The sequence below is a fragment of the Thalassotalea psychrophila genome, from assembly GCF_031583595.1.
In the GTDB taxonomy this organism is placed as follows: Bacteria; Pseudomonadota; Gammaproteobacteria; order Enterobacterales; family Alteromonadaceae; genus Thalassotalea_A; species Thalassotalea_A psychrophila.
On record NZ_CP134145.1, the window covers coordinates 191,525 to 215,230 of the forward strand.

At 37.9% G+C, this 23,706-nt stretch carries 22 protein-coding genes; 9 read left to right on the forward strand and 13 right to left on the reverse strand.

What is annotated here, in order from left to right; genetic code table 11:
• Nucleotides 1–207 precede the first annotated feature (207 nt).
• The gene (locus RGQ13_RS00845) at nucleotides 208–1,284 is read right to left on the reverse strand and encodes a GNAT family N-acetyltransferase (protein ID WP_348391670.1); all 1,077 of its coding nucleotides are present in this window, start codon (nucleotides 1,282–1,284) and stop codon (nucleotides 208–210) included.
• A 263-nt stretch (nucleotides 1,285–1,547) separates the two neighbouring features.
• Here RGQ13_RS00845 and prsT point away from each other — a divergent pair, with 263 nt between their 5' ends.
• Together prsT and RGQ13_RS00855 are read left to right on the forward strand one after the other, a co-directional pair.
• Nucleotides 1,548–4,313 carry an XrtA/PEP-CTERM system TPR-repeat protein PrsT gene (prsT, locus tag RGQ13_RS00850; RefSeq protein WP_348391671.1) on the forward strand — a complete coding sequence of 922 codons (2,766 nt, stop codon included), beginning with the start codon at nucleotides 1,548–1,550 and terminating at the stop codon, nucleotides 4,311–4,313.
• Between the two features lie 5 nt (nucleotides 4,314–4,318).
• Nucleotides 4,319–5,089 (forward strand): S1 family peptidase, encoded by a 771-nt coding sequence (locus tag RGQ13_RS00855; protein WP_348391672.1) that lies wholly within the window; start codon nucleotides 4,319–4,321, stop codon nucleotides 5,087–5,089.
• A 23-nt stretch (nucleotides 5,090–5,112) separates the two neighbouring features.
• On the opposite strand, the gene RGQ13_RS00860 is transcribed toward RGQ13_RS00855, so the two are convergent.
• Nucleotides 5,113–5,901 carry a divergent polysaccharide deacetylase family protein gene (locus RGQ13_RS00860; RefSeq protein ID WP_348391673.1) on the reverse strand — a complete coding sequence of 263 codons (789 nt, stop codon included), beginning with the start codon at nucleotides 5,899–5,901 and terminating at the stop codon, nucleotides 5,113–5,115.
• Nucleotides 5,902–6,214: 313 nt separating this feature from the next.
• Here RGQ13_RS00860 and RGQ13_RS00865 point away from each other — a divergent pair, with 313 nt between their 5' ends.
• The gene (locus RGQ13_RS00865; RefSeq protein ID WP_348391674.1) at nucleotides 6,215–6,781 is read left to right on the forward strand and encodes an RDD family protein; all 567 of its coding nucleotides are present in this window, start codon (nucleotides 6,215–6,217) and stop codon (nucleotides 6,779–6,781) included.
• Between the two features lie 25 nt (nucleotides 6,782–6,806).
• Here RGQ13_RS00865 and RGQ13_RS00870 read toward each other — a convergent pair whose 3' ends face one another.
• Together RGQ13_RS00870 and gpmM are read right to left on the reverse strand one after the other, a co-directional pair.
• A complete protein-coding gene (locus tag RGQ13_RS00870) occupies nucleotides 6,807–7,982 on the reverse strand; it encodes a murein hydrolase activator EnvC family protein (RefSeq protein ID WP_348391675.1) in 1,176 nt (391 codons plus the stop codon).
• Between the two features lie 6 nt (nucleotides 7,983–7,988).
• Nucleotides 7,989–9,533 carry a 2,3-bisphosphoglycerate-independent phosphoglycerate mutase gene (gene gpmM, locus RGQ13_RS00875; protein ID WP_348391676.1) on the reverse strand — a complete coding sequence of 515 codons (1,545 nt, stop codon included), beginning with the start codon at nucleotides 9,531–9,533 and terminating at the stop codon, nucleotides 7,989–7,991.
• 244 nt (nucleotides 9,534–9,777) lie between these two features.
• Here gpmM and RGQ13_RS00880 point away from each other — a divergent pair, with 244 nt between their 5' ends.
• The 4 genes from RGQ13_RS00880 (at nucleotide 9,778) to gpsA (ending at nucleotide 12,074) form a co-directional block, all read left to right on the forward strand.
• A complete protein-coding gene (locus RGQ13_RS00880; RefSeq protein WP_348391677.1) occupies nucleotides 9,778–10,203 on the forward strand; it encodes a rhodanese-like domain-containing protein in 426 nt (141 codons plus the stop codon).
• Nucleotides 10,204–10,226: 23 nt separating this feature from the next.
• Nucleotides 10,227–10,484, forward strand: coding sequence for a glutaredoxin 3 (gene grxC, locus RGQ13_RS00885; protein WP_348391678.1), 258 nt, complete (start codon nucleotides 10,227–10,229; stop codon nucleotides 10,482–10,484).
• Between the two features lie 66 nt (nucleotides 10,485–10,550).
• On the forward strand, nucleotides 10,551–11,066 hold the full coding sequence (gene secB, locus RGQ13_RS00890) for a protein-export chaperone SecB (protein ID WP_348391679.1): 516 nt from the start codon (nucleotides 10,551–10,553) through the stop codon (nucleotides 11,064–11,066).
• Nucleotides 11,067–11,069: 3 nt separating this feature from the next.
• A complete protein-coding gene (gpsA, locus tag RGQ13_RS00895) occupies nucleotides 11,070–12,074 on the forward strand; it encodes an NAD(P)H-dependent glycerol-3-phosphate dehydrogenase (protein WP_348391680.1) in 1,005 nt (334 codons plus the stop codon).
• Nucleotides 12,075–12,164: 90 nt separating this feature from the next.
• On the opposite strand, the gene trmL is transcribed toward gpsA, so the two are convergent.
• The gene (trmL, locus tag RGQ13_RS00900; RefSeq protein WP_348391681.1) at nucleotides 12,165–12,629 is read right to left on the reverse strand and encodes a tRNA (uridine(34)/cytosine(34)/5-carboxymethylaminomethyluridine(34)-2'-O)-methyltransferase TrmL; all 465 of its coding nucleotides are present in this window, start codon (nucleotides 12,627–12,629) and stop codon (nucleotides 12,165–12,167) included.
• A 122-nt stretch (nucleotides 12,630–12,751) separates the two neighbouring features.
• Here trmL and RGQ13_RS00905 point away from each other — a divergent pair, with 122 nt between their 5' ends.
• Nucleotides 12,752–13,654, forward strand: a complete 903-nt coding sequence (locus tag RGQ13_RS00905; RefSeq protein ID WP_348391682.1) for a cation diffusion facilitator family transporter — start codon at nucleotides 12,752–12,754, stop codon at nucleotides 13,652–13,654.
• Nucleotides 13,655–13,665: 11 nt separating this feature from the next.
• On the opposite strand, the gene RGQ13_RS00910 is transcribed toward RGQ13_RS00905, so the two are convergent.
• From RGQ13_RS00910 to RGQ13_RS00920, 3 genes are read right to left on the reverse strand one after another with little or no spacing between them, the layout of a single operon-like run.
• Complete coding sequence (locus RGQ13_RS00910; RefSeq protein WP_348391683.1) at nucleotides 13,666–14,724, reverse strand: alpha/beta fold hydrolase; 1,059 nt, start codon at nucleotides 14,722–14,724, stop codon at nucleotides 13,666–13,668.
• Nucleotides 14,725–14,754: 30 nt separating this feature from the next.
• On the reverse strand, nucleotides 14,755–16,152 hold the full coding sequence (locus RGQ13_RS00915) for an ATP-binding protein (RefSeq protein WP_348391684.1): 1,398 nt from the start codon (nucleotides 16,150–16,152) through the stop codon (nucleotides 14,755–14,757).
• On the reverse strand, nucleotides 16,145–16,852 hold the full coding sequence (locus RGQ13_RS00920; protein ID WP_348391685.1) for a response regulator transcription factor: 708 nt from the start codon (nucleotides 16,850–16,852) through the stop codon (nucleotides 16,145–16,147). The genes RGQ13_RS00915 and RGQ13_RS00920 overlap by 8 nt, the downstream gene beginning before the upstream one ends.
• Nucleotides 16,853–17,062: 210 nt before the next feature.
• Between RGQ13_RS00920 and RGQ13_RS00925 the strand changes: the two genes are divergently transcribed.
• Nucleotides 17,063–17,554, forward strand: a complete 492-nt coding sequence (locus RGQ13_RS00925) for a Spy/CpxP family protein refolding chaperone (RefSeq protein WP_348391686.1) — start codon at nucleotides 17,063–17,065, stop codon at nucleotides 17,552–17,554.
• 13 nt (nucleotides 17,555–17,567) lie between these two features.
• Here RGQ13_RS00925 and RGQ13_RS00930 read toward each other — a convergent pair whose 3' ends face one another.
• From RGQ13_RS00930 to RGQ13_RS00950, 5 genes are all read right to left on the reverse strand, one after another.
• Complete coding sequence (locus tag RGQ13_RS00930) at nucleotides 17,568–17,948, reverse strand: BlaI/MecI/CopY family transcriptional regulator (protein WP_348391687.1); 381 nt, start codon at nucleotides 17,946–17,948, stop codon at nucleotides 17,568–17,570.
• 91 nt (nucleotides 17,949–18,039) lie between these two features.
• On the reverse strand, nucleotides 18,040–18,621 hold the full coding sequence (locus tag RGQ13_RS00935; protein WP_348391688.1) for an NADPH-dependent FMN reductase: 582 nt from the start codon (nucleotides 18,619–18,621) through the stop codon (nucleotides 18,040–18,042).
• 99 nt (nucleotides 18,622–18,720) lie between these two features.
• The gene (locus tag RGQ13_RS00940; RefSeq protein WP_348391689.1) at nucleotides 18,721–19,854 is read right to left on the reverse strand and encodes a glycerate kinase; all 1,134 of its coding nucleotides are present in this window, start codon (nucleotides 19,852–19,854) and stop codon (nucleotides 18,721–18,723) included.
• Nucleotides 19,855–19,866: 12 nt separating this feature from the next.
• On the reverse strand, nucleotides 19,867–21,213 hold the full coding sequence (locus RGQ13_RS00945) for a GntP family permease (RefSeq protein WP_348391690.1): 1,347 nt from the start codon (nucleotides 21,211–21,213) through the stop codon (nucleotides 19,867–19,869).
• 73 nt (nucleotides 21,214–21,286) lie between these two features.
• Entirely contained in the window at nucleotides 21,287–23,608 is a 2,322-nt protein-coding gene (locus RGQ13_RS00950) for a Tex family protein (protein WP_348391691.1), read from the reverse strand.
• Nucleotides 23,609–23,706 lie beyond the last annotated feature (98 nt).

Here is a 23,706-nt window from a genome sequence, read left to right on the forward strand (position 1 = left end):
TGGTATTATTGGAGTCAAACGGCTTACACCAGTCAAATCCCTCTTCAGTATCAACGACAACGATGAGTTGAGGGGGCGTTTCTTTTGGAAGTTCAATATATTGGCCAGATGAAAACACTAAGCTAAGATATCCTTTTAATTATTAGTATTAAATTCAAGCTATAAATAAGGTTAGGCAGCAAAATTGAATAACACAAATATTCCTGATTAAAGACTAAGGTATTTTCGAATTCTATTGCCTAATAGAATCGTGATAAATAAAGGTAAGAGTGTCCATAATTTAGCTAATGTAACTCTTACCATAGACGTTGCTTTTATGGTCTTAAAATACTGAGTATTAGTAATTTCAGAATCTATAATTACCTCAGAGTCCCAAGTCTGCCAGTTTAAAGCCAAAGGCAAAGCCCCCCATTGCTTTTTAAACCTGTAAGTATTCTCGCCAAAAGTGGATCGGCCGAAATCAAAATTTGTACATTGACTATCAATCGCTAATTCAAGCAGACTCCAATAGAGCAACATATTGGCATTTAAGTGATTGTATTTTCGTAAGCTTGCCGCCCAAGGAATTGAACAATTATTACCTGAAAATAGCTGAATTCCAGCAGCAATTGGTTTTTTATGACGCTTTATAACCACCACATTTATGTCGGTTTTGTAATTCTCTTTTAATGTTTCAAACCAGGTAAGTGAATGTGGAGGAGAGCCTAAGGCTTTCATGTTTCTGCAATACACATAATAAAATTCTTGAATGCATGGTGGTGAGTTTATTGTCACTGATAATTCATTCTTTTTGGCTTTACGTATTTGGTTACGTAGCTTTGCGGAAAAATTATTAAATAAACCTTCGCATGATGCTGGTAAGGGTAAAATCATTCTTACCTTACCTGTTTGAATAAAGTCTTTTTTGAGAATATCTATTTCATCGATGTTAGCGCAGTCCCTATATTCCCAGAGTTTAATGTTATGAAGCTTTAATAGCTCTTTGCCTTTTGATATCAGTAACTGTGCAATTTCGTTGTTGTTAGCTAGGCAAGCGCCGGCGTCGCAATAGGGTAATGAGTAAAACCCCTTTCTCAAAGTAAGCGATTTTAATATGCATATTGGTAGTATGCCGACAACGTCATTATTTTGTTTAGCTATGAGGTTAACTGAAGTTAAAGAGTAAGCTTGTGATGTTGTTAGCGAATAGGCAGCTAAATGATATGGAGTGCTGTTAGGGTGGCATTTAACGTAATCATCCCAGGCTGAATAATTTTGTAATGTAAGTTGTGTTATTTTTATCATTTTTAAACAAATAAGAGGTTTCCCATACTGGAAAAACTTAGCTCTACCTTAAACCGACCCATTATTATTTTAGTTAAGTTTAGATGGTTTAAATTTTTTTGATAAAAAATATACGAAAAATTAGATTGTTACGAAAATTGTAAGATACTTTTAAGAAGCCTGTTTTTTACTCATATTCCTCTATACTTAGTCTATATTTTGTACAGCCTATAATTTTATTTATCAATTAATAGCATTAAATGATCATTATCAAGGGAGTAATAATGAGCCCGTTAACGTTGAAACCCATAATACTTACTTCATTACTTTGTCTATTTGTTAGTGCCTGCAGCCCAAGTAAAACAAACGAAGAATATAAAGCCTCGGCTAAACAGTTAATTGCTGAAGCTGATTATAAAACTGCGGTAATTGAACTAAAAAATGCTCTTCAACAAACTCCCGAAGATGCAGAGAGTCGCTTCTTGTTGGGTAAAGCTTATTTGCGTTTTGGCGATGTTAGCGGAGCCAAGAAAGAGTTAAACCGTGCTTTAGAACAAAGCTATGATGCTAACCAAACGTTGCCATTATTAGTGCGAGCGGAGTTAGTTTTAGGTGATGTTAAAAGTGTTATGGATCATATTGCAACTTTAGAAAATTTACATCCTGATACGGTCATACAAATCAAATCGGTTGCTGGTATTGGCTTAACTTATTTAGGTGCCCATGAACAAGGGATGCCCATTTTAGCTGGTTTATTAAGTGTTAATAACAATGACGGTTTTTATTTTCAACTGGCTAAAGCATGGGTAGCTGCCAATAATGATCAACTTGAATTAGCGATAGAGTTGGCGCATAAATTAATTGCTGAGGATTCTGAGTTTAACGATGCTGAGCTGCTGCTCGCTAATTTATATGCAATAGATCAACAATTTGATTTAGCCATCAACTCGCTAACTGAATATATAGACAAACATTCATATAACTATTTAGTTCGTTTAAATTTAGCTTCTATTTATATTCAATTAGAACGTTTAGTTGATGCAGAAAAAGAGATAGATTTAATGCTAGCGCGCTTTCCCAGCTCTGCCATTATTAATGAATTTAAAGCGGAGATTAAAATAAGACAGGGCGCTTATAAGGAAGCGACTGAATATGCCGGAATAGCCATTACCGCCGGACCTAGCTTATTCAAAGCTAATTTAATTGCCGGTATCGGTTTCTATCAAATAAATAATGCTGAAATGGCATTCCACCATTTGTCTGCCATCGAATCTCGATTGTCACCGAACCATTTTGGCAATCAAATACTGTCATTAGTTCGGTTAAAATTAGGCTATACCGATGAGGCTATCGCTGCGATAAATGCTATTGAAAATGTGTCGGAGAAAGATTTCAATTTATTATCAAGTGCGAGTATGACTTTGATCCGTAATGGCGATACCGCGCAAGCGGCCAAGTTTATTCATAAAATGGATGATATTGATAGTAATGATTCAGCCACCATTAGTAAACGCGGTATTTTTAAGCTTTCAATTAATGATGAAAGTGGCATAACTGATCTTGAACAAGCGATAAAGCTTGATCCTGAATATGATCAAGCGCGCTTGGCTTTACTTTATAACTATATAAAAGCAGGGCAATATCAGCAAGCTATGACTGTGGCGAATACTTGGATAAATGAGTTTCCAAATAAAGAAAATGGTTATTTGGCTAAAGGTGTTGTTTGGCGCAGGCAGCAAAACTTGGAGCAAGCTAAGCTGTCGTTTTTGCAAGCGATGAATAAGAATCCAGACAGTGTTGGTGCGCTATTTAATTTGGCCTTAATCAATATAAAAGAAAACAATTTTACTGATGCTTTTGAGCAAATAAGTAAATCATTGCAGATTGAACCTACTCATATAGGAGCAATGGGGGTATTAATTAATTTAAGTAATCAACTCGATGATGCAAATAAAGTCCCAACGTTTATTTCTGAGCTTATTAAATCAGACCCCGAAAACCTGACCTTAAAAATTGCCCGGGCTAAATCATTAGAGCGAGTCGGAAATAGCGAACAGGCATTAAAGGAATTAAGTGATTTAAAGGCTTCTGCAGATAAAGATAGCGCTTATTTGTCAAGTTATAGTGCGATGGCATTTAGAGCGAAAAAATTTCAACTAGCTGAAGGGTTATATACACAACTCATTAAATTATCGCCCGGTCAGTTTAAGTCACATCTTGGTTTGTTAATATCACTTGAAGCTCAAAAGAAATACCAACAAGCATTTACAGAAGTTAAGAAGGCACAACAAAAATTTCCTGATCAGGAGGTGTTAAAGCTTTATGAAATTAACTACCTGGTACAGTCAAAATCATTAAATCAAGCTAAGCAAGTGATAGATGTAGTTGATATACAAAAAGTGCCAGAAGAATTCTATCTTTCGGTTGTTACGGATTATTATTTTAAAGCCAAGGATTATGGGAAAGCCAAGGATTATGCCCGTCAATGGTATCAAGCAGATACGTCTTTAAAAAGTAGTGTTGTTTACGCTCAAACTCTACAAGCCAATAAAGATAATGATATGGCAATAAAAATTGTAACCAGTGCTATTGATGAGTTTGGTAGCAATATTGTATTAGAAAATATATTGGCTGAGTTAACTGTTGAAACTAATCCTCAACAAGCTTTAGCGCATTATCAAAGTTTAGCAGATAAAAACCCCGACAACTTTATTGTGCTGAATAACCTTGCTTGGTCGGCGATTATGGCTAATGACTTTGAGCTTGCCCTAGCGTCGGCAAAAAAGGCCAAACAACTAGCTCCTGAGCTACCGCAGGTGATCGATACTTTGGCTGTTGTTCATATGAAATTAGAACAATATCAACTAGCTCACGATTTATTAGAAGAAGCTGTGGATTTATCCCCTGAAAATGAGGAGATATTATTACACTACGCTGAGGTATTAATTCAATTAAACAAGTTGAGTGAAAGCAGTGAGGTATTAGGAAGAGTAAATGACGGCCCTGAAAAACAGATGGTGCAAACTTTACTTCAAGCTAAGCAAGGGTAGCATTGTTGTTTGCTCGGTTTATATTAGCTTGTTTTCTATTTAATAGCTTTGCAATACAAGCTAGTGAACAGCTGGTTAAAACAATTGTAAAAGTAAAGCCCGCGATTGTAGGTGTTGGCATTTATCAAGCTAATGCACGCCCGCAGAGTCGCTTACATGGTACTGGCTTTGTTATTGGCAATGGCCAGTACATCGTAACTAATTATCATGTAATAGGTATTGATATTAAAGCGGAGCAGAAACAAAAACGTGTTATTTTTGTTGGCTTTGGTAAAAAAAGTGAGGTGCGAGAAATACAAATTGTCGCTTACTCAAAGCAACATGACATTGCCATTCTTAAACAGCATGGTGCTAGGTTGCCCGCATTGCAACTTGCTGAAAATCTGTATGTTGCTGAAGGTGAGTCAATAGCCTTTACCGGTTTTCCTATTGGCGCTGTATTGGGATTATATCCAGTTACTCATCAAGGTATCATTGCTAGTGTCACCCCAGTTGTCATCCCCGCAAGAGCTTCAACTGAACTGAGCCCTGCGATGATAAAAAGCTTAAAAAATCCTTACTTTGTTTATCAACTTGATGCAACAGCATATCCGGGTAATAGCGGCAGTCCAGTTTATTTGCAGTCTAATGGCAAGGTTGTTGCGGTGATCAATAAAGTATTTGTGCAGCAAACTAAAGAATCAGCAATAACTCACCCAAGCGGTATCACGTATGCAATTCCAATAAAGTTTTTGGATGAATTAATAAAAAAACAAAACATTAATATTGATCAATAGCTGTTTAATCGTTGGGGTATAACTTACTCACCTTGATGTTGGTCAGTTTGCTCTATTTTTTGTTGGCTAATTTGGCTTGGCGTTTCTAATGGCAATAACTGAGAGATTGTAACTAACTCAATATTACGTGCAGCAAGAGTTGGGATCATTTTCTTTAATACTCTTACTGTCGCTGGATGCGGATGAGCAATAGCAACAACGGCACCATTTCGTTTACTACTGCGGATCAATTTTTTAAATTGTTGCTCAATGTAGTGCTCATCAATTTTATTATCTAAGAAGATATGGCGGTGTAAACTTGGTACACCTACACGTTGCGCTATATATTCTGCCTGCGAGTATTTACTCGTTCTTGAGTCTAAGAAAAATAAATCATTATCTTTTAAAAATTGCATAGTCCAAGACATTGGGTCAGATTTTTGGGTAAGTAAACTGCCCATATGGTTATTGATGCCAATTACATGAGGTATATCAGCAATAGAAGCCGCTAACGTTTTCTTAACATTGGCTTCATCCATGGTGCTAGTTAAGGCGCCAGGCCCTAATAGCAAATTATTTATCGATTCCATTGGCACATGCAACAAAATTTCACGTTGTTGCTGGTTACCTTGCTCGGCTAATTCTCGACCAAATGGTGTATGTGGTAATACGGAAAAAGTAACTTGTTTTGGGAGTTGTAAGGCTGTTTTGTCGGTTGCTCTATAACCAATGTCATCAATAACAATGGCTATTTTGTCTTTGCTTTGTGCATTAGCACTTGCTGCAAATAGATTAACGGCTACAAAAATAAATAAAGAGAAAAATATACGCACTGAGAAATTCTTATTTTTATAAAATGCATTGGTCTAAAGCCATGCTTGTTAATGTCAGAATAGCAATAATAAATCTGAAAATCGAGCAGTAAACGTTTTTTTTAAATTTAATTAACCTTTAGTTATCAATAAGTTTACCAACCCTTTAAAAATGCAGGTTACAGCTTGATATTGTTCAGTTACAACTTGATTACAGTTAACGATGAGAGTACTGTTTAAGCAGATAAGAGATAAATAAAAAGTAATTTAATAAGTGCAGGATAGCAATTGCTTGTTTATTAAACTATTTTGTTGATGGTTTTTGGAGTTGAAGATGAATGCAGTAAATTATGCAAATGTGTGGCAGCGCATGATGGCAAATGTAATCGATGGTTTGATTATATTGAGCATCATGCTGTTAATTTCAAGCTTGGCTTTTGTGCACATTAGTTTTGCTTTCATCGCTATAATTTTTAGTCATTTTGCTTATTGGTACTATGGTTATTATTTCAACGGTAAATATGGCGCTACGTTTGGTAAGCATTTTCTAGGGTTAATCATTGTTGATAAAGACTTTAACCGCTTTGATTTTAATACTTCTTTTAAACGCAGTTCTGTAGATCTTGGCTTTGCTGTCTTTGGTGCAGCTTTTGCTTTAACAGCGCTATTCGCTATGGACTTTAGTAATTATGCTAGTTTAGGGTTTCATGATCGAGAGGCTTACTTAGCCAGTTTTAATCCTGCAGTTTCAGCACTTTGTGCGCAACTGTTTGGTTATTGGATAATGAGTGAATTTGCAGTGATGATGTTTACAAAACGAAATCAAGCGGCGCAAGATTTGTTTGCAGGTACAGTGGTAATTATAAAAGAGCCAGCCAAAGAGCTTGCCAATTCAAACTAAGTAAATAAAATTCTGCTTTAAGGCATTACTTACACCAAAGTTTCGGATTAACAGGTTTACCTTTGTGGCGGATTTCAAAGTACAATCCAGATTGGCTTTGACCACCACTTTGGCCAACTAAAGCTATAGGCTCACCAATTTCAACTCGGTCACCTACGCCTTTCAATAGTGTTTGGTTATGTCCATACAAGCTCATATAGCCTTCACCATGATCAACCACAATCACTAAACCATAACCTTTTAACCAATCGGCGAATAAAACCGTACCGTTGTGTATGGTCTTAACGCTTTTACCTACTCCAGCATTTAATAACACACCTTTCCAACGTAAATAACCCTGTTTTTTCGTGCCAAAGCTATGTGCAATTCGACCTCTTACTGGCCATTTTAATTTCTTTTTAAGCTTGCTTAAGCCTTTCAATTCTTTTTCTTTTTGTAGCTGCGCTTGAATTCTGGCTAAGGTTTGAATTAAAGATTTTTCTTCCCCTTCAAGCTTATTAAGGCGCTGTTTACTCGATAATATTTGTGAGTTTAAGGTTTTCAGTGTTTGTTTACGTTCTTGCTGCTTTTCTTCTATCGCTTGTTTTTGCTGCTTTTGTTCAGCTACCAACACTTGCAACTGTTCAGCTTGTTGCTGCTGCTGTTGTTCAATTTTACCTAGTTCAATTAATACTTGTTCAAAATTTTCAATGCTGGTCATGCGAGCATCATTCAAGTATTGATAATAGGTGAGGGTACGTTGAACTTTATTTGGGCCTTGTTGATTTAAAAGTAACTTTAAATAATCGTGATGGCCAGCAGAATAGGCACTGCGGATTTGTTCCGCTAGCACATCTTCTTGTTGTTTCTTTTTAGTTTCTAAAACCTGCTGTTGTTTATTTAGTTGTTTTATTTTTACTTGAGTTTGTTGTTGTTTACCCTGGGTATCATTCATTTTTGCCGCTGTTTTTGCAATGGCTAAATCATCTCTTTTGAGTTGCTTTTGAATGTGTTGCTGTTGTTCATCGGTAAGTTTTATGGCAGCTTTTTGTTGTTCAATTTTTTGTTTTACTGAGGATAAATCTTTTTTAGCATCATTATTTTGAGCAAAAACAACAGGCTGATTTACACACAACAAGCATAACAAACACAGTGATAAAGATTTAAAAGCCTTAATCACTGTGTAGTAATGTTTTTGAATAAGTGAGTGCAACAAAGACACTAAAATTTAATCACTTAAGGTCATTAATGGGGAGCCGGTCATTTCGCTAGGTTGCTCCATTGCCATAAGGTGCAACAAGGTTGGTGAAATATCACTTAAAGCGCCTGTTTTAGATACTGTTGCATTTCGACCAACATAAATTAATGGCACAGGCTCACATGTATGGGCAGTATGAGCTTGTCCACTCGTGGCATTTACCATCATTTCCGCGTTTCCGTGGTCTGCAGTTATTAAACACTCCCCACCATTGCGTTTTAATGCCTCAACAACTCTACCAATAGAGTGGTCGACAGCTTCACAGGCTTGTACCGCGGCATCAAATTTTCCTGTATGACCTACCATGTCACCATTTGGATAATTACATACTATCAAGTCGTGTTCGCCACTATCAATTGCGGCAACAAGTTTATCTGTAAGCAAAGCGGAATTCATTTCTGGCTGTAAATCGTAAGTCGCTACTTGCGGCGATGGGACTAAAATTCGCTGCTCACCATTAAACGTGTCTTCTTTACCGCCGCTGAAGAAAAATGTTACATGGGCATACTTTTCTGTTTCAGAAATGCGTAATTGAGTTTTGTTATGCTTCTCTAACCATTCGCCCATTACGTTTTGTAAAGGCGCTGGTGGGAAAGCGGCTGGCGCATCTATATCTGCGGCGTATTCGGTTAACATGACAAAATCAGCAAGTTTAGGTCGTGCCTTACGCTCAAATCCTGAAAAGTCAGGTTCAGTAAAACAACGGCTAAATTGGCGAGCTCTATCTGCTCTAAAATTCATGAAAATTAGCGAATCACCATCATTTACAGTAATCGCATTACCATTACTATCTGGAATATTGGTGGCAGAAACAAATTCATCGTTTTCATCGCGAGCGTATGCAGCTTGCAAACCAGCAACAGCATTGTCGGCCGTAAATAATGATTCACCACTAACTAATAAGTTATACCCGGCTTCAACACGATCCCAGCGTTGATCTCTGTCCATAGCAAAATAACGACCAATAATAGAAGCAACCTGACCATTACCTAACTCAGCAAATTTTTGCTCTGCTTTGATTAGTGTCGATTCGGCACTGCGCGGTGGAGTATCACGGCCATCGAGAAATGCATGTAAATACACTTTATTGGCGCCGCGTGTTTTTGCCATATCTAACAAGGCTAAAATATGATCTTCATGGCTGTGTACACCGCCTGGCGACATTAAACCAAATACGTGCACAGCTTTGTCATTTTCTGCCGCTTTATCAATCGCACTAATCAATACTTGGTTTTGATTGAATTCGCCAGTTTCTATAGATTTAGTGATGCGAGTAAAATCTTGATAAACAATTCGGCCTGCGCCTAAATTTACATGACCAACTTCAGAGTTACCCATTTGACCGTCTGGTAAACCTACAGCCATACCTGATGTTTCAATCAGCATATTAGGGTAATTTTTCATTAAATCATCCATTACTGGTGTATTGGCATGGAATATGGCATTTGAATCGCTATTTTCACGATATCCCCAACCATCGAGAATTAATAACACCATAGATTTTTTGTTGTTCATGAGATTGCCTTGTAAGTGCAGTAAAGGGATTTAAATCAATGAAGCCCTAATACTATTAAATATCAGTCCTCAGGGCTATAGTTGAGAGCAAATCAGCGAGTATTTTTTTAATTAACTGGCATCTTAATGCCCAAAAGGTATACTTGATGCCTTTAAATCGGTGGGCAGCGTGTCTGTTTTACACCAAAAATAAATGTCATATCGATAAATAGAAATTGATATTAAACGCAGAGTAAGTAGTACTATGGAACAATACATTGAATTTGCTGGAAATAATCCAGTTTTGAGCATGGCATGGCTAGCAATTGTCACTATGCTGTTGGTAATTACCATCAAAAGTAAACTGTCTAATATTAAGGAAGTTAATAATCAGCAGCTAACCCTATCTGTTAACCGTGAAAACGGTGTAATTGTAGATATTCGTAGCGATGCTGACTTTAAAAAGGGCCATATAATTGGTTCAAAGCAAGTATCAATGGAAAAAATCACCAACAATGAGCTTGCAAGCCTTGAAAAAGAAAAAGGCAATCCCATTATAGTTGTATGTGCTGCTGGAATGACTGCAAGCAAAGCTGCTAGTAATCTAGCTAAAGCTGGCTTCGAGCAAGTAAGCATTTTAAAAGGTGGTTTTGCTGCATGGCAAGGCGCTAATTTACCAGTAGCTAAATAGCTAGTTTCAAGTAAGGCAAACTGATGGCAAATGTTGTTATATATACCCGAATGACTTGCGGGTTTTGTGTTAGAGCTAAGTCTATTTTTACACAAAAAAACGTTGATTTCGAAGAGATAAGCATCGACTTGCAACCAGAAAAACGTGCCGAAATGATTCAACGCAGTAATGGCGGTATGACGGTGCCTCAAATTTTCATTAACGACCAAATTGTTGGTGGTTGTGATAATTTAATGGACCTGCATTATTCGCAAAAATTAGATGCGTTATTAGCAAATTAATATAAGTAATTAAGTTAGAACAGCTGTTAAGCAGCGAAATTTAAAATAAATTAGGAAGTACAGATTATGTCTGAAGAAAACCAAACTCCGGCAGCAAACGGCGCCGATGAGCAACAAGCACAACCACAATTCGCTATTCAACGAATTTTCACAAAAGATGTTTCTTTTGAATCTCCAGCTGGCCCAGCTATTTTCCAAAAAGAATGGCAGCCTGAAATCAAATTAGATCTTGATACTCGTTCTAACAAACTAGCTGAAGGTACATTTGAAGTAATTCTTGCGTTAACTGTTACAGCTAACTTAGGCGAAGAAGTTGCATTTTTATGTGAAGTACAACAAGCAGGTATTTTTACTATTGGTAATATGCCAGAGCCACAAGTTGCTCACACATTAGGTTCTTTCTGTCCTAATACATTATTCCCATATGCTCGTGAAGTTGTAAGCAGCTTAGTTTCTCGTGGTACTTTCCCACAATTAAACCTAGCGCCAGTTAACTTTGACGCATTATTTGCATCATACGTACAAAAGCGTGCTGCAGAAGCACAAGCGGCACAAGCTGAAGCTCCACAGGCTGACGCATAATATATGTCAGTATTTGCTGATATTAGTGTTATTGGAGCAGGGTCGTATGGCACTGCTCTAGCTTTTTGTCTTGCACGTAATGGCCATAAAACACTTTTATGGGGTAGAAGTGCAAAGCATGTTGAGGCTATGTCCGTAACGCGCAGTAACGAAAAATACCTCCCTGGCTTTACCTTTCCAGATTCACTAGCGTTAGAAACTGATATTGAAACTGCAATTAAGGCGAGCACTAATCTTTTATTAGTGGTGCCAAGCCATGCTTTTGTCGATATGTTAATGCAAATTAAACCATTTTTAACAAAAGAGCATAAAGTGGCTTGGGCAACAAAAGGCCTAGATCCACAAGAAGGGCGTCTTTTACAAGATGTTGCAGCAGAGGTTCTTGGCGACAGTGTAAGCTTAGCTGTGTTGTCTGGACCAACGTTTGCAAAAGAGATGGCAGCTGGGTTACCTACGGCAATCTCTCTTGCATCAACAGACGATGGTTTTGCTGATACATTATCTGATTTATTACATTGTGAACGAACCTTTCGAGTTTATAAAAATGAAGACTTTATTGGTGTTCAGCTTGGTGGAGCCGTTAAAAATGTGATAGCTATTGGCGCTGGTATTGCCGATGGGATCGGCTTTGGTGCTAACGCTCGTACCGCACTTATTACTCGTGGTTTAGCTGAAATGTCGCGTTTAGGCGCTGCTGTTGGGGCACAGGCCTCTACCTTTATGGGGATGGCGGGCTTAGGTGACTTAGTACTGACTTGTACAGATAATCAATCGCGTAATCGACGTTTTGGTTTAGCTCTTGGGGCTGGTGATACCGTTGAAAATGCCATTGAAAATATTGGTCAAGTGGTCGAAGGTTATCGTAATACTAAAGAAGTGCACATGTTGGCGAAACGTCATAATGTTGAAATGCCAATTGTTGAGCAAATATATCAAGTGTTATATAAAGGCAAACCGGCTCAAGATGCGGCAGTAGCATTATTAGGCCGAGACAGAAAAAGCGAATAATATTTTATGAGTCTTTGATCAATAAAAAACGTCCTGCTGGACGTTTTTTAATATCTGTTCTGTTACTTTAGAAAAGATCAGCCTCGCAGTTTAAACCGCGCCTTTAAATCCAAATTGACGCCAAGATTCATATACTATTACCGATACTGAATTTGCTAAGTTCATACTGCGCGAATTTTCAACCATTGGAATTCGAATTTTATGCTCATCGGGAATCAAGTCTCTTACTGAATCAGGTAAGCCGCGAGTTTCAGCGCCAAAAATGATGTAATCACCTTCCTCAAAACTTACATCACCATGAAAACGCGTCGCTTTAGTCGTTGATGCAAAAATGCGTTTAGGTTGTTCACTTTTGATAAATTCACTGTAGCTTTTATGCACTTTTAAGTTGGCAAACTCATGATAGTCTAAGCCTGCACGACGTAGCTTTTTATCATCAATATCAAAAGCTAAAGGTTCTATTAAATGCAAGCGAAAGCCACTGTTGGCACACAGGCGGATAATGGCTCCGGTATTTTGTGGTATTTCTGGCTCAAAAAGAACAATATCTAACATAGTGATTCGCAAAAAATTATAAAGAGAAAGGGAATGATTATACAATGAGTTATTCACCTTACCAATCGATATGATGTAAAATACGTTCAATTATAGCTTTTAAGTTTCGAGACCATTAGTTAATGCAAAATAAAGATTATGAAAGTTTAGTTAAGTTAGCTAGTAAAGCTGCTATTGCAGTTGCATTGATATTAGTGACAACAAAAATTTATGCTTGGTGGATATCAAATTCTGCAGCAATGTTAGCCTCGGCGACGGATTCTCTGCTAGATGTATTCGCTTCTTTAACCAGTTTTATTATTTTGCGTTTCTCTTTAGCTCCCGCAGATGAAGAACATAAATTTGGTCATGGTAAAGCTGAAAATCTGGCGGCACTCATGCAGTCGTCATTCGTATTGGGCTCGGCAATACTGTTAATGTTTCATGGGGCAGACAGAGTTTTTAATCCAACACCAATTGAACATAGTAATGTTGCAATTGGTGTTAGTATTTTAGCGATAGTACTAACTTTAGCGTTGGTGATTCTGCAAAAATACGTTATTAGCCGAACAAAGTCTGTTGCAATTGCCGCTGACTCTTTGCACTACCAAAGTGATTTGTTTTTAAACTTAGGGGTAATTATTGCCTTATTATTAAGCCAATATAATATGATTTATGCTGATGGTATCTTTACGATTTTAGTAGGGGTATTTTTAATTGTAGGAGCATTACAGATTATCTATCACAGTGTGCATGACTTAATGGATAAAGAGCTAGATGATAGTGATTTGCTAATTATCAAAAATATTATTAACAGCAACACAAATGCTCTTGGTTTTCATGAATTAAGGACTCGCCAAGCAGGTAAAATGAAGTTTATTCAATTTCATTTAGAATTACCCGATCAATTAGTGTTAATTGATGCGCATAAAATAGCAGATCAAATTGAACAAGCGTTATTGACACAGTTTGAACATACAGAAGTGCTTATTCATCAAGACCCACATTCAGTAGTCCCTAGCGAACTATCACGCCAAAAAGCTTAGTTACTTTGGTATTAGTTTTGACTGTGTTGATTAAACCAAATTAGTGTTTGATTTAATGCTTCATTACGAATTTCATCTTTTTCAAAGAGCAATTCGTGTAATGCAGCTTTGATCACAACAGGTTTACCATTTGGGCAAGATTGTGGGCGTAACGCATTTAATTGCTGACAAAACTTGTGTTGTTTAATATTACTTACCACAGTGTCTTTTTCTGCTTGTAACAGTAATGTCGGTGTTTGAATACTACTTAAATTCTCAAAAATAATGGCCTCTGTTTCTATTGCACTATTTAACCAAGATAGCGTGATCCCACCAAGCCTTAACTGTGGGTTTTGTTGGTAGGTTTGTCTGAATAATTGATGGCGAATTTCAGATTGCATTAAGTCATTTCCAGCAAAGACTTTTTCTTTATAAGGTCCATGGCCGAAAAAATACGATGATTGTTCATTAAATAAACCATCAATAAAATGACTAGCTTTAATTAAAGGCTTGCCCAGCCAATCAGGAATAGCGCCCCCATCAACTGCAATCATGGGTGAAGATAAGACTAGCGCGTTAAATGTATGAGGAAATTGTTGAACATAACGTGTTGCTATTGTGCCCCCCATGGAATGAGCCAACAAAAATATCTCATTGCTGCATTTGGGCTCAACAATACTACTTAGCCATTGATGCATATCTACGACGTAATCATTGAAATCTTTTACGTAGCCTTTATTTTTATCATCAAGCTCTCGCTCTGATAATCCTTGTCCGCGGTGATCTATCATCGCCACGTTATAACCATTGCTTGCTAGATCAAAGATGAGTTCTTTATATTTTAAGTAGCTTTCTGAGCGACCCAGAGAAATTACGATACACTGAGTATTTTCTGGCTTGAAAAATAACGCATAATGGATATCTAGTTGATCATAACTTTTAAAGCTTGCGAATTCCCCACCATGCCAAAACCTGTCAATAACTGGTTGTTTAGCGATTAATTGATGTTCTTGAGTAAATTGAAACGGGGTGGCCATTGCTTGCATATTTCCTAATAGGGCTATGAAGATTAAAATAGAAAATATGCGCATTGATTTACCAATTCGAAATTTCGCTCTAAGTCAGTTACTAGGATAAGGCAATTCGATGGTAACTTTCAATCCCGGAAATTCTTTATTTGAGCTGGCGGTTTGGGCGAAAATTTTACCATGATGAGCTAAAATTGCTTTACTCGCTATCGCTAGACCTAAACCAGTGCCACCACTGACTCTATCCCGTGCTTGTGCAGTGCGATAAAATGGAGTGAATATTTGTTCCAGTTGATTGCTTGGCACACCTCTGCCTTGGTCGCTAATGGTAAGTATTACATTATTATTTTCAGTGGTTAATAATATTTCAATAACAGAGTTTTCAGGGCTGTAGCGTATGGCATTATTTATAATATTTTCAATTGCGCTTGCTAATTGAGTGGCGTCGGCAACTATGTTGTAACGCTGTTTACAATTGAATTTAATGCTAAGCTGTTTTTGTTTCAGTGGTAGGTCAACATCAATTATGAGTTGCTCTAATAAATCGGTTAAACATAGCTGCTGCAGATTTATTTGTTGTAATTGATTCTCTATTCTAGATAGTTGCAGGGCTTGTGCAATCATTTCATCTAACCGATTTATTTCAATTTTAAAACGATCAAAATACTTTGTTAACTCTTCAGGCTTGTTGTCGACTTTACTGGCTAAAGATAGCGCTAATTGTAAGCGAGTAAGTGGTGAGCGTAACTCATGAGATACATCACCTAACAGACGTTGCTGAGCACCAATGGAGCTTTCTAAGTGTTCTGCCATGCCATTAAAGGCTTGCCCTAAACGGCCAATTTCATCTTCACGCTGATTAAATTCTGGCAATCTTACACTTAAATCACCGGCACCAAAACGGTGACTGGCTTGCGTTAACTGCTTTAATGGCCTGATTAAATACCATGATAATAACCAAATTAATCCACCTGTAACTAGTAGAACGGTAAATACGCGCAGCCAGATTGGCATGCCATGTAAAAAACCAGCTATATCTTTAGGGCGATTAAGTTTGCCAATGAATAAATTAAATTGGTTTTGGTTAATAATAACTGGGATGGGGCCAATTAATTCATAACCTCGCAAGTTTGTTACCACTGCCTGAGTGAATTTTTGTTGTTCGATTGCCAGATTAACGTCTGGTCGGGAAAATCTGGAGTTATTAAATATTTTGTTGTTAGTTATAGATTTTAGCCATACATCTTTAGGGAGTCGGCGATCTTTGTCGGCAATAAGTTTAGTAATATTTGTTTTGTTCTTTTTGGCTATGCTTTCTATACGTTTACTGACTTTTTCTATTTGTTGTTGCTGTAATGGTGTTATTGCCGACACACGATCAAACTCAATAAATTGAATCGAGATCCAGCGCGTGATAAACATCGCCGCCAAAGCGATAATCCAGAAACCTAAAAAGACTTTTAATGTTAACGAGCTAAAAATCTTACTCAATGTCACTCTCATCACCACTCATAAAAACATAACCTACACCTCGAATAGTTTTTATCTTATCTAATTCAGCATGCAATTGCAGTTTTTTACGAATGTTTGAGATATGCATATCTATACTTCGATCATAAGCACTTAACGGTCTACCTAATATTTGCTCTGAAAGCTGTTCTTTAGAAACAATTGTGTCTAAGTTTTCCATTAATAAATGTAGCATTTCAAACTCTGTACCAGTAAGTAATACTAATTGGTTGTGGCAAAACACTTCCCGAGTAGCACCTTTAATTAATACGTGGTTATGTTCTAGTGAGAGAGTTTTATCTTTATTTTGAATGATATCTATGCGACGTAAAATAGCTTTGATACGAGCAAGTAATTCACTGGGGTTATAAGGTTTTGGCAAATAATCATCGGCGCCAAGTTCCAAGCCTAACACTCTGTCTGTGTCATCACCTTTGGCTGTAAGCATAAGTATAGGTGTGTGATGTTTATCACCTAATGCTTTTAATAACTCAAAGCCATTTAAGCCTGGCAGCATTACATCAAGTAAAATTAAACTGTATTGTTCCGTTTTAGCTTGCTCTAAGCCACTTACTCCATCAAATGCACTGCTAATTTGATAGCCTTCACTTGTTAAAAATTCAGTTAGTAGCTCTACCAACTCTTGGTCGTCATCAATTAACAATAAATGTTTGTTTGTCATGGGCTTATTTTCTTGTATAGCGTTAGTAAAGTTATAATAGCGATTTATTTAATATGCGCCACAGGTTTTACCTAATCTTTACGTTTGCTTTGCGCAACTTTGCACAATTATTAGCTATTATATTTATAGTCGCTAAGTTGAAAAGAGATTTAAAATCATACTCTTTCAATATTAGTGAGTATTGATATTTTTAATAAAGGAAAATGAAACATGACAAAGCAATTATCGAAAATTTTATTAGTAGCTTGCACTCTTGGTGCACTAAGTTTCAATGCCGTAGCAAAAGAAAATGGAAGCCCTCACCGAGGTGGTGAGAGAAAAGATGAGATGCATAAAGTTATAACTAAGCTTGACTTAACGGACGTGCAAAAGCAGCAAGTAAAAGATATTCAATCCGCTAAAAAACAACAAATTCAGGCTTTAATGGCTGAGCAAGGTGACAAAAAAGTAAACCGAGAACAGTTTAACGCATTAATTCAGGCAGAAACCTTCGATGAAAATGCATTTAAATTACTGCAGCAAGAAAAGGCTGAGCATCAGGAAAAAGTAAGCTTGATTTCTGCTAAGAGTATGCATCAAATGTTTCAACTGTTAACTTCGTCGCAGAAACAACAATTAGCAGAATTGAAACAACAACAGATGGAAAAGAGACAGCTAAAGAAGGATAAAAAGAAACAACAAAAAGATAACGCTGAAGGCTAATTTACATAATGTCTTAAGCTAACTGTTGTTCCAGCACTTGCATAATATCGGCAACATCTGTTTTAGATTTAATTTGATTTAAGGCTTGTAATACCAGCTGTTTGCTAGAACCAGAAAAGGCCGAATTAATTAAATCTTCAATCAGATCGGCCTGTGTTTGGTTTGCACTTACTTTTGCTGAATAAACATGGGCCCTCATGCTTTCATCGCGTTCGACAAAGCCCTTATTAAACATAATTTGCAATATTTTTAATACTGTAGTGTAACCGCTGTTTTGTTTTTGAGAAACCGCGTCATGCACTTGGCGAACGGTTGCCGGGCCAATTTCCCATAGGGTTGCCAATAGGTTGAGCTCTGCAGTTGTAGGTTTTCTGGTAACAGCAATAATAGTCATATTCTGCTCTTATTTTTTTTATTCTTTAAGACTATGTAATGTAGTACGTTTTTTGAGCTCTGGCAATATTTTGAGTAATAAATAACAAAATTTATTCAATATCAGGATTAAGCTTCGTTAATAATTTATGCAAACTTGCCCCCATTTCTCTGACTTTATTATGTTTAATCTCATCAATTAATTTGCCTTGTTCAAAGGTAGAATAAGCTTTGGCTATGGCGATTTGTTCAGGAAGGACAGTGACATCAATATTACCTAACAACATCCGTAAAGTGACTAGACTGCGAAGGCCGCCTAATGCACCCGGAGATGCGGCCATAATTGTTGCATACTTACCTTGAAATGCACTTAATGGTACTTCGTCAGGCGTATTTGCTCTAGAGGCCCAAGCAATAGCATTAATTAATAACGGGCTACATGAGCTATTGTATTCTGGTGAGGCGATCAAGAAACCATCATGTTCACTGATCAGTTTTTTAAATTGCTGGGCGAATTTAGGCATGCCATTCTCAGTTTCATCGTCTTGATTGAATATTGGCATAGGAAAGTCGAGCAAGTTAATTACATTAACGTCAGCGCCAGCTGCTTGCGCTCCACTGGCGGCAATAGACACTAATTGTTGGTTAAAAGAGTTTTTTCGGGCACTACCAGAAAACGCTAATATTTTGCTCATAATTTAAAATATTTATTAAAAACTTAGCCTGAATATTACAATAGAACAGTAGTTTAAACTTTGCCAGTTTTTCCTTTAATAATTTAAAGTTGTTATTTATCAGGTTGTTATGTTGATAGTTTTGGCAATATTATAAGCGGTTCGTTCAATGTTAGTTGCTCCTTTGGTTAATGCTTCAGCTAAACTGCCCGGCTCAGATAAAATAGGAAAAACTGCGTCTATGCCATGCTCAAATACCACGTCATAATCATCTCTTACTGAACCGGCAATTACGATGACAGGGCAGTTATGTTGCTTTGCAACGTCAGCTACACCGATAGGAGTTTTACCGAATACTGTTTGGCTATCAATACGCCCCTCACCGGTTATTACGAGGTCAGCACCTTCAACTTTATCTGTTAATGCAAGGGTGTTAGTGACGAGCTCTACTCCAGATTGCAACTTAGCATTGCATATAGCTAATAAGCTTGCCCCCATGCCTCCTGCAGCGCCAGATCCTGGAAAATTAATTATGCTTTTTTGACATAGGGTTTCTAGCTTTTGCCCAAAATGTAATAAATTGGCATCCAACAAAGCAATATCTTGTGTTGATGCGCCTTTTTGCGGGCCAAATACCGCACTTGCACCGTTATCGCCACATAATGGATTACTAACATCACAAGCAACAAGAAAAGTTGAGCTGATGAATTTTGGGTGCAGGTTGGCCAGATCTATGTGATGGAGAAGATGTAAGTTAGCTCCACCAGAAGGTATTGCCTTGCTGTTTTTGTCGGTTAAGTTAGCACCAAGTGCAGTTAACATACCTGCACCTGCATCATTAGTCGCACTACCACCAAGGCCTATAATAAATTTACTAACGCCTTTATCTAAGGCGTCGATGATCAGTTGCCCAGTACCAAAACTGCACGTAAGCTTGGCATCTTTTTCATCTTCATTGATTTGATGTAAACCCGATGCCGCCGCCATTTCTATAACGGCGGTTTCACCGTCTCCTAATATGCCATAAAAGCTATCAACCGGAGCATGTAAAGGGCCCTTGACCGGAGTGCAGACAATTTTGCCATTGGTTGCATCAACAAGCGCTTGTACGGTGCCTTCACCACCATCGGCCATCGGTACTTTAATATACTCAGCATCTGGAAAAACTCGCTTAAATCCTAATTCAATAGCATTAGCAACTTCTAAAGCGGTTAAACTTTCTTTAAATGAATCTGGGGCAATAACTACTTTCAAAGCAACCTCTAGTTATAATAAGAATAAACTTAGAACATAAACTAACAGCATGGCGACAACGCCTTGCACTAATGTGGCCATAGTATGGGCTCGATAGGCTAACGAGACACTCATTTTACTAAATTGTGAAACCACCCAAAAGAAACTGTCATTAGCATGTGACACCGTCATAGCACCTGCTCCAATAGCCATTACCGTTAATACCCGGCCCATTTCAGAGTCTAAACCCAGTTCAGGCAGCAGAGGGGCAACTAATGCCGACGTGGTCACTAATGCTACTGTCGAAGAGCCTTGTGCTGATTTCAATGCAGCAGAGACAATAAACGGCATAAATAAACCAACACCTAATGCTGATAAGGTAACACCAATATAGTTGCCTATCGGGGTTGCTTTGAGTACGGCGCCAAATGCACCACCGGCACCGGTAATCAATAGTATTGGTGCTGCCGCAGTTAAGCCATCGGCAATTCTGCTACTAAAATCAGTGATCCGATCATCACCTTTAATTAAGCTAAATGATAATAACAAACCAACCAATAATGCGTTTAGTGGTGTGCCCAAAAACACCAATAATTGAAATAAGCCAGCATCGCCCAGCGGGCGGCTAGGCAAGTTTGCAATTGAGCCTAAACAAATTAACAATATTGGCCCCATAATTGGTGCAAACGCTTTTAAGGCACTAGGTAATTCGCCATAACTGTGCGTACCTTCAGGCATAGTAATAACATCATCTTCATCGAGGTTATCGGGCTGAATATTAATGAATCTATTTGCCCATAACATGCCAACAAATGCTGCTGTTGCCGCGACAAAAACACCCACGGCAATAACCAAACCCAAATTATTTTCTAAGCCCAAATTCCCCGCGGCTGCAATAGGCCCGGGTGTTGGTGGTACAAATGTATGAGTCGCATATAAGCCGGTTGCTAAGGCAACACTCATCGCTATAGGAGATACACTCATTGATTTTGCCATTGATTCTTTCAGTGAATTTAAGATCACAAAACCAGAGTCACAAAATACTGGTACAGAAACGATATAACCAATTATAGACATAGTCAGGGTTGGAAATCTTTGCCCAAGCAACTTGATAATAAATTCGGCCATGGTAATAGCCGCGCCACTTTTCTCTAGAATTGTACCTATGATGGTACCTAAAACGATCACTAAACCAATTTGCCCCAACAAGCCCCCAACACCTGAGCTGATCGTAGCGGTGATACTGCTGATTGGTAGCTGGTAAGCAAATGCGGTAATAAATGAAGCAAGCAGAAGAACTAGGAATGGATGAAGCTTTAACTTTGACGTGGCAAATACGATAAAGCCAATGACTGCAAGTAGAATTAAAATTAAACTCATCTATATTCCTTAAGAAGTTACAATTGTTCAAAAAGATAGATGAGTTTTATAGTTTAGGCAATTTTAGCCCGCTTTATTTCTTCGCCTTGGCAAACGCATCAGCAAAGGCATTGCCCATCATGCTGTTTTGTGGTTGCTGAGGCTTTTTCTTCGTCACATGATTTTTAGCCGGTTGTTGTTTCGGCTTGTTCTGCTGCTTAGGTTTATGTTGGTTACTCGTATTTGCAGACTCTTCTAGTCGCATGGTTAAGCTGATACGTTTTCTGCTTGGGTCTACTTCTAATACTTTAACCTTTACTATATCGCCAGCTTTAACTATTTCACGAGGGTCACTAACAAATTTATTGGTTAACGACGAGATATGCACTAAGCCATCTTGGTGTACGCCAATGTCAACGAAAGCGCCAAAGTTGGTCACATTCGAAATAACGCCTTCAAGAGTCATATTTAGCTCAAGATCGTTAATCGTATTCACCCCTTCTTTGAACGTAGCGGTTTTAAATTCTGGGCGAGGATCTCTACCGGGTTTGTCTAACTCGCTGATAATATCTTTCACTGTTGGCAAACCAAACTGCTCATTGGTGAACTCTTCAGGTTTGAGATTGTTTAATAAACTTGAATCGCCAATAAGCTCATTTATCGCCACTGCAGATTTAGTAATGATGTTTTCCACAACACTATAGCTTTCTGGGTGCACGCCAGAACTGTCGAGTAAGTTTTTACCATTATTAATACGCAGAAACCCAGCCGCTTGTTCGAATGCCTTTGGCCCTAAACGAGCAACTTTTTTTAATTCACTTCGTTTTTCAAACCTGCCATTTTGTTCACGAAATTGCACAATGTTTTGCGCCATAGTTTTAGATAAGCCTGACACCCGGTTTAATAGTGGCACCGATGCACTGTTAAGATCTACACCTACCGCGTTTACACAATCTTCTACTACGCCATCTAGGGTTTTGCTTAATTGACTTTGACTGACGTCATGTTGATATTGCCCCACACCAATAGCCTTCGCTTCAATTTTAACAAGCTCAGCAAGCGGGTCTTGCAAACGACGACCAATAGATACGGCACCGCGCAGTGAAACATCTAGGTCTGGAAACTCATTTGCAGCGAATTCTGAAGCCGAATATATGCTGGCGCCCGCTTCTGAAACAATAATTTTATTTGGCTTATTTGTTTCAAGTTTGGCGATTGCTTCTCCTGCTAGTTTGTCGGTTTCACGCGAACCCGTACCGTTACCTATAGCAATAAGTTCGACTTTGTATTGTTGTACTAAGGTAGATATTGTTCTTATTGATTTATCCCAATGCTTTTGCGGCTCATGTGGATAAATGGTCGTAGTATATAGCAGTTTAGAAGTACCATCGATAATCGCTATTTTACAACCAGTACGAATACCTGGATCTATACCCATAGTCACTTTAGCGCCGCCTGGAGCGGCCATGAGTAAATCTGTTAAATTATCGGCGAAAACTTTTATTGCTGCTGTTTCAGCACGCTCACGCATCGCGGTTAATAATTCATTTTCAAGGGATAATGCAAGCTTAACACGCCAAGTTAAACGGACCACTTTATTCAACCATTGTGCTGCGGGCTGGGCCGATAGACGTAGACTAAAATGATCGCGAATAATTTGTTCACAACTTGACTCGGCATTTTTTTCAAAGCCAGGATCTACATCCAGGTTCAACTGTAACAGGCCTTCATTTCGACCTCTCAGCATCGCTAAACCTCGGTGCGATGGTACTTTGGCGAGCATTTCAGAATGTTCAAAATAATCTTTAAATTTTTGCGCTGTTTTCTCTTTACCTTTAACCACATTACTCGTTAAGTATGCTTGCTTAATAACATGTTTACGTAGCTTTTGTATTAATGATGCATTTTCACTTAAACGCTCCATTAATATATAACAAGCGCCTTCTAATACTGATTTTTCATCATTGAACTTAGCATCTTTATTAACAAAACTGGCCGCTTCCCGTTCCGGATCTAATGACCAGTCTTGGTAAAGTTTGTTTGCTAAAGGCTCTAGGCCGGCCTCAATTGCTATTTGCCCTTTCGTACGGCGTTTAGGGCGATATGGAAGATATAAATCTTCTAGTTCAGTTTTATTATCGACACTAATTATTTGTTGCTTTAAAGAATCGGTCAACTTGCCTTGCTCTTTGATGTTTTTCAATACCAGCTGCTTACGTTCACCTAATTCGCGTAAGTAGGTTAAACGTTGCTCTAGGTGACGTAAGTGATTGTCGTCTAATCCTTGAGTCGCTTCTTTACGGTAACGGGCAATAAATGGCACGGTAGAACCATCATCAAGCAATGAAATTGCAGCATTAACTTGTGCTTCTTTAACGTTCAATTCTGCGGCAATTTGTTGCGAAATGTTTATCATTAATCAATAATCCTAATGTTAATTCCCATACGAAACTGCATTTTAAAATCGCACGGGTATATACTGTTTATCTGAAGAAAATTATAATAATGCGATTA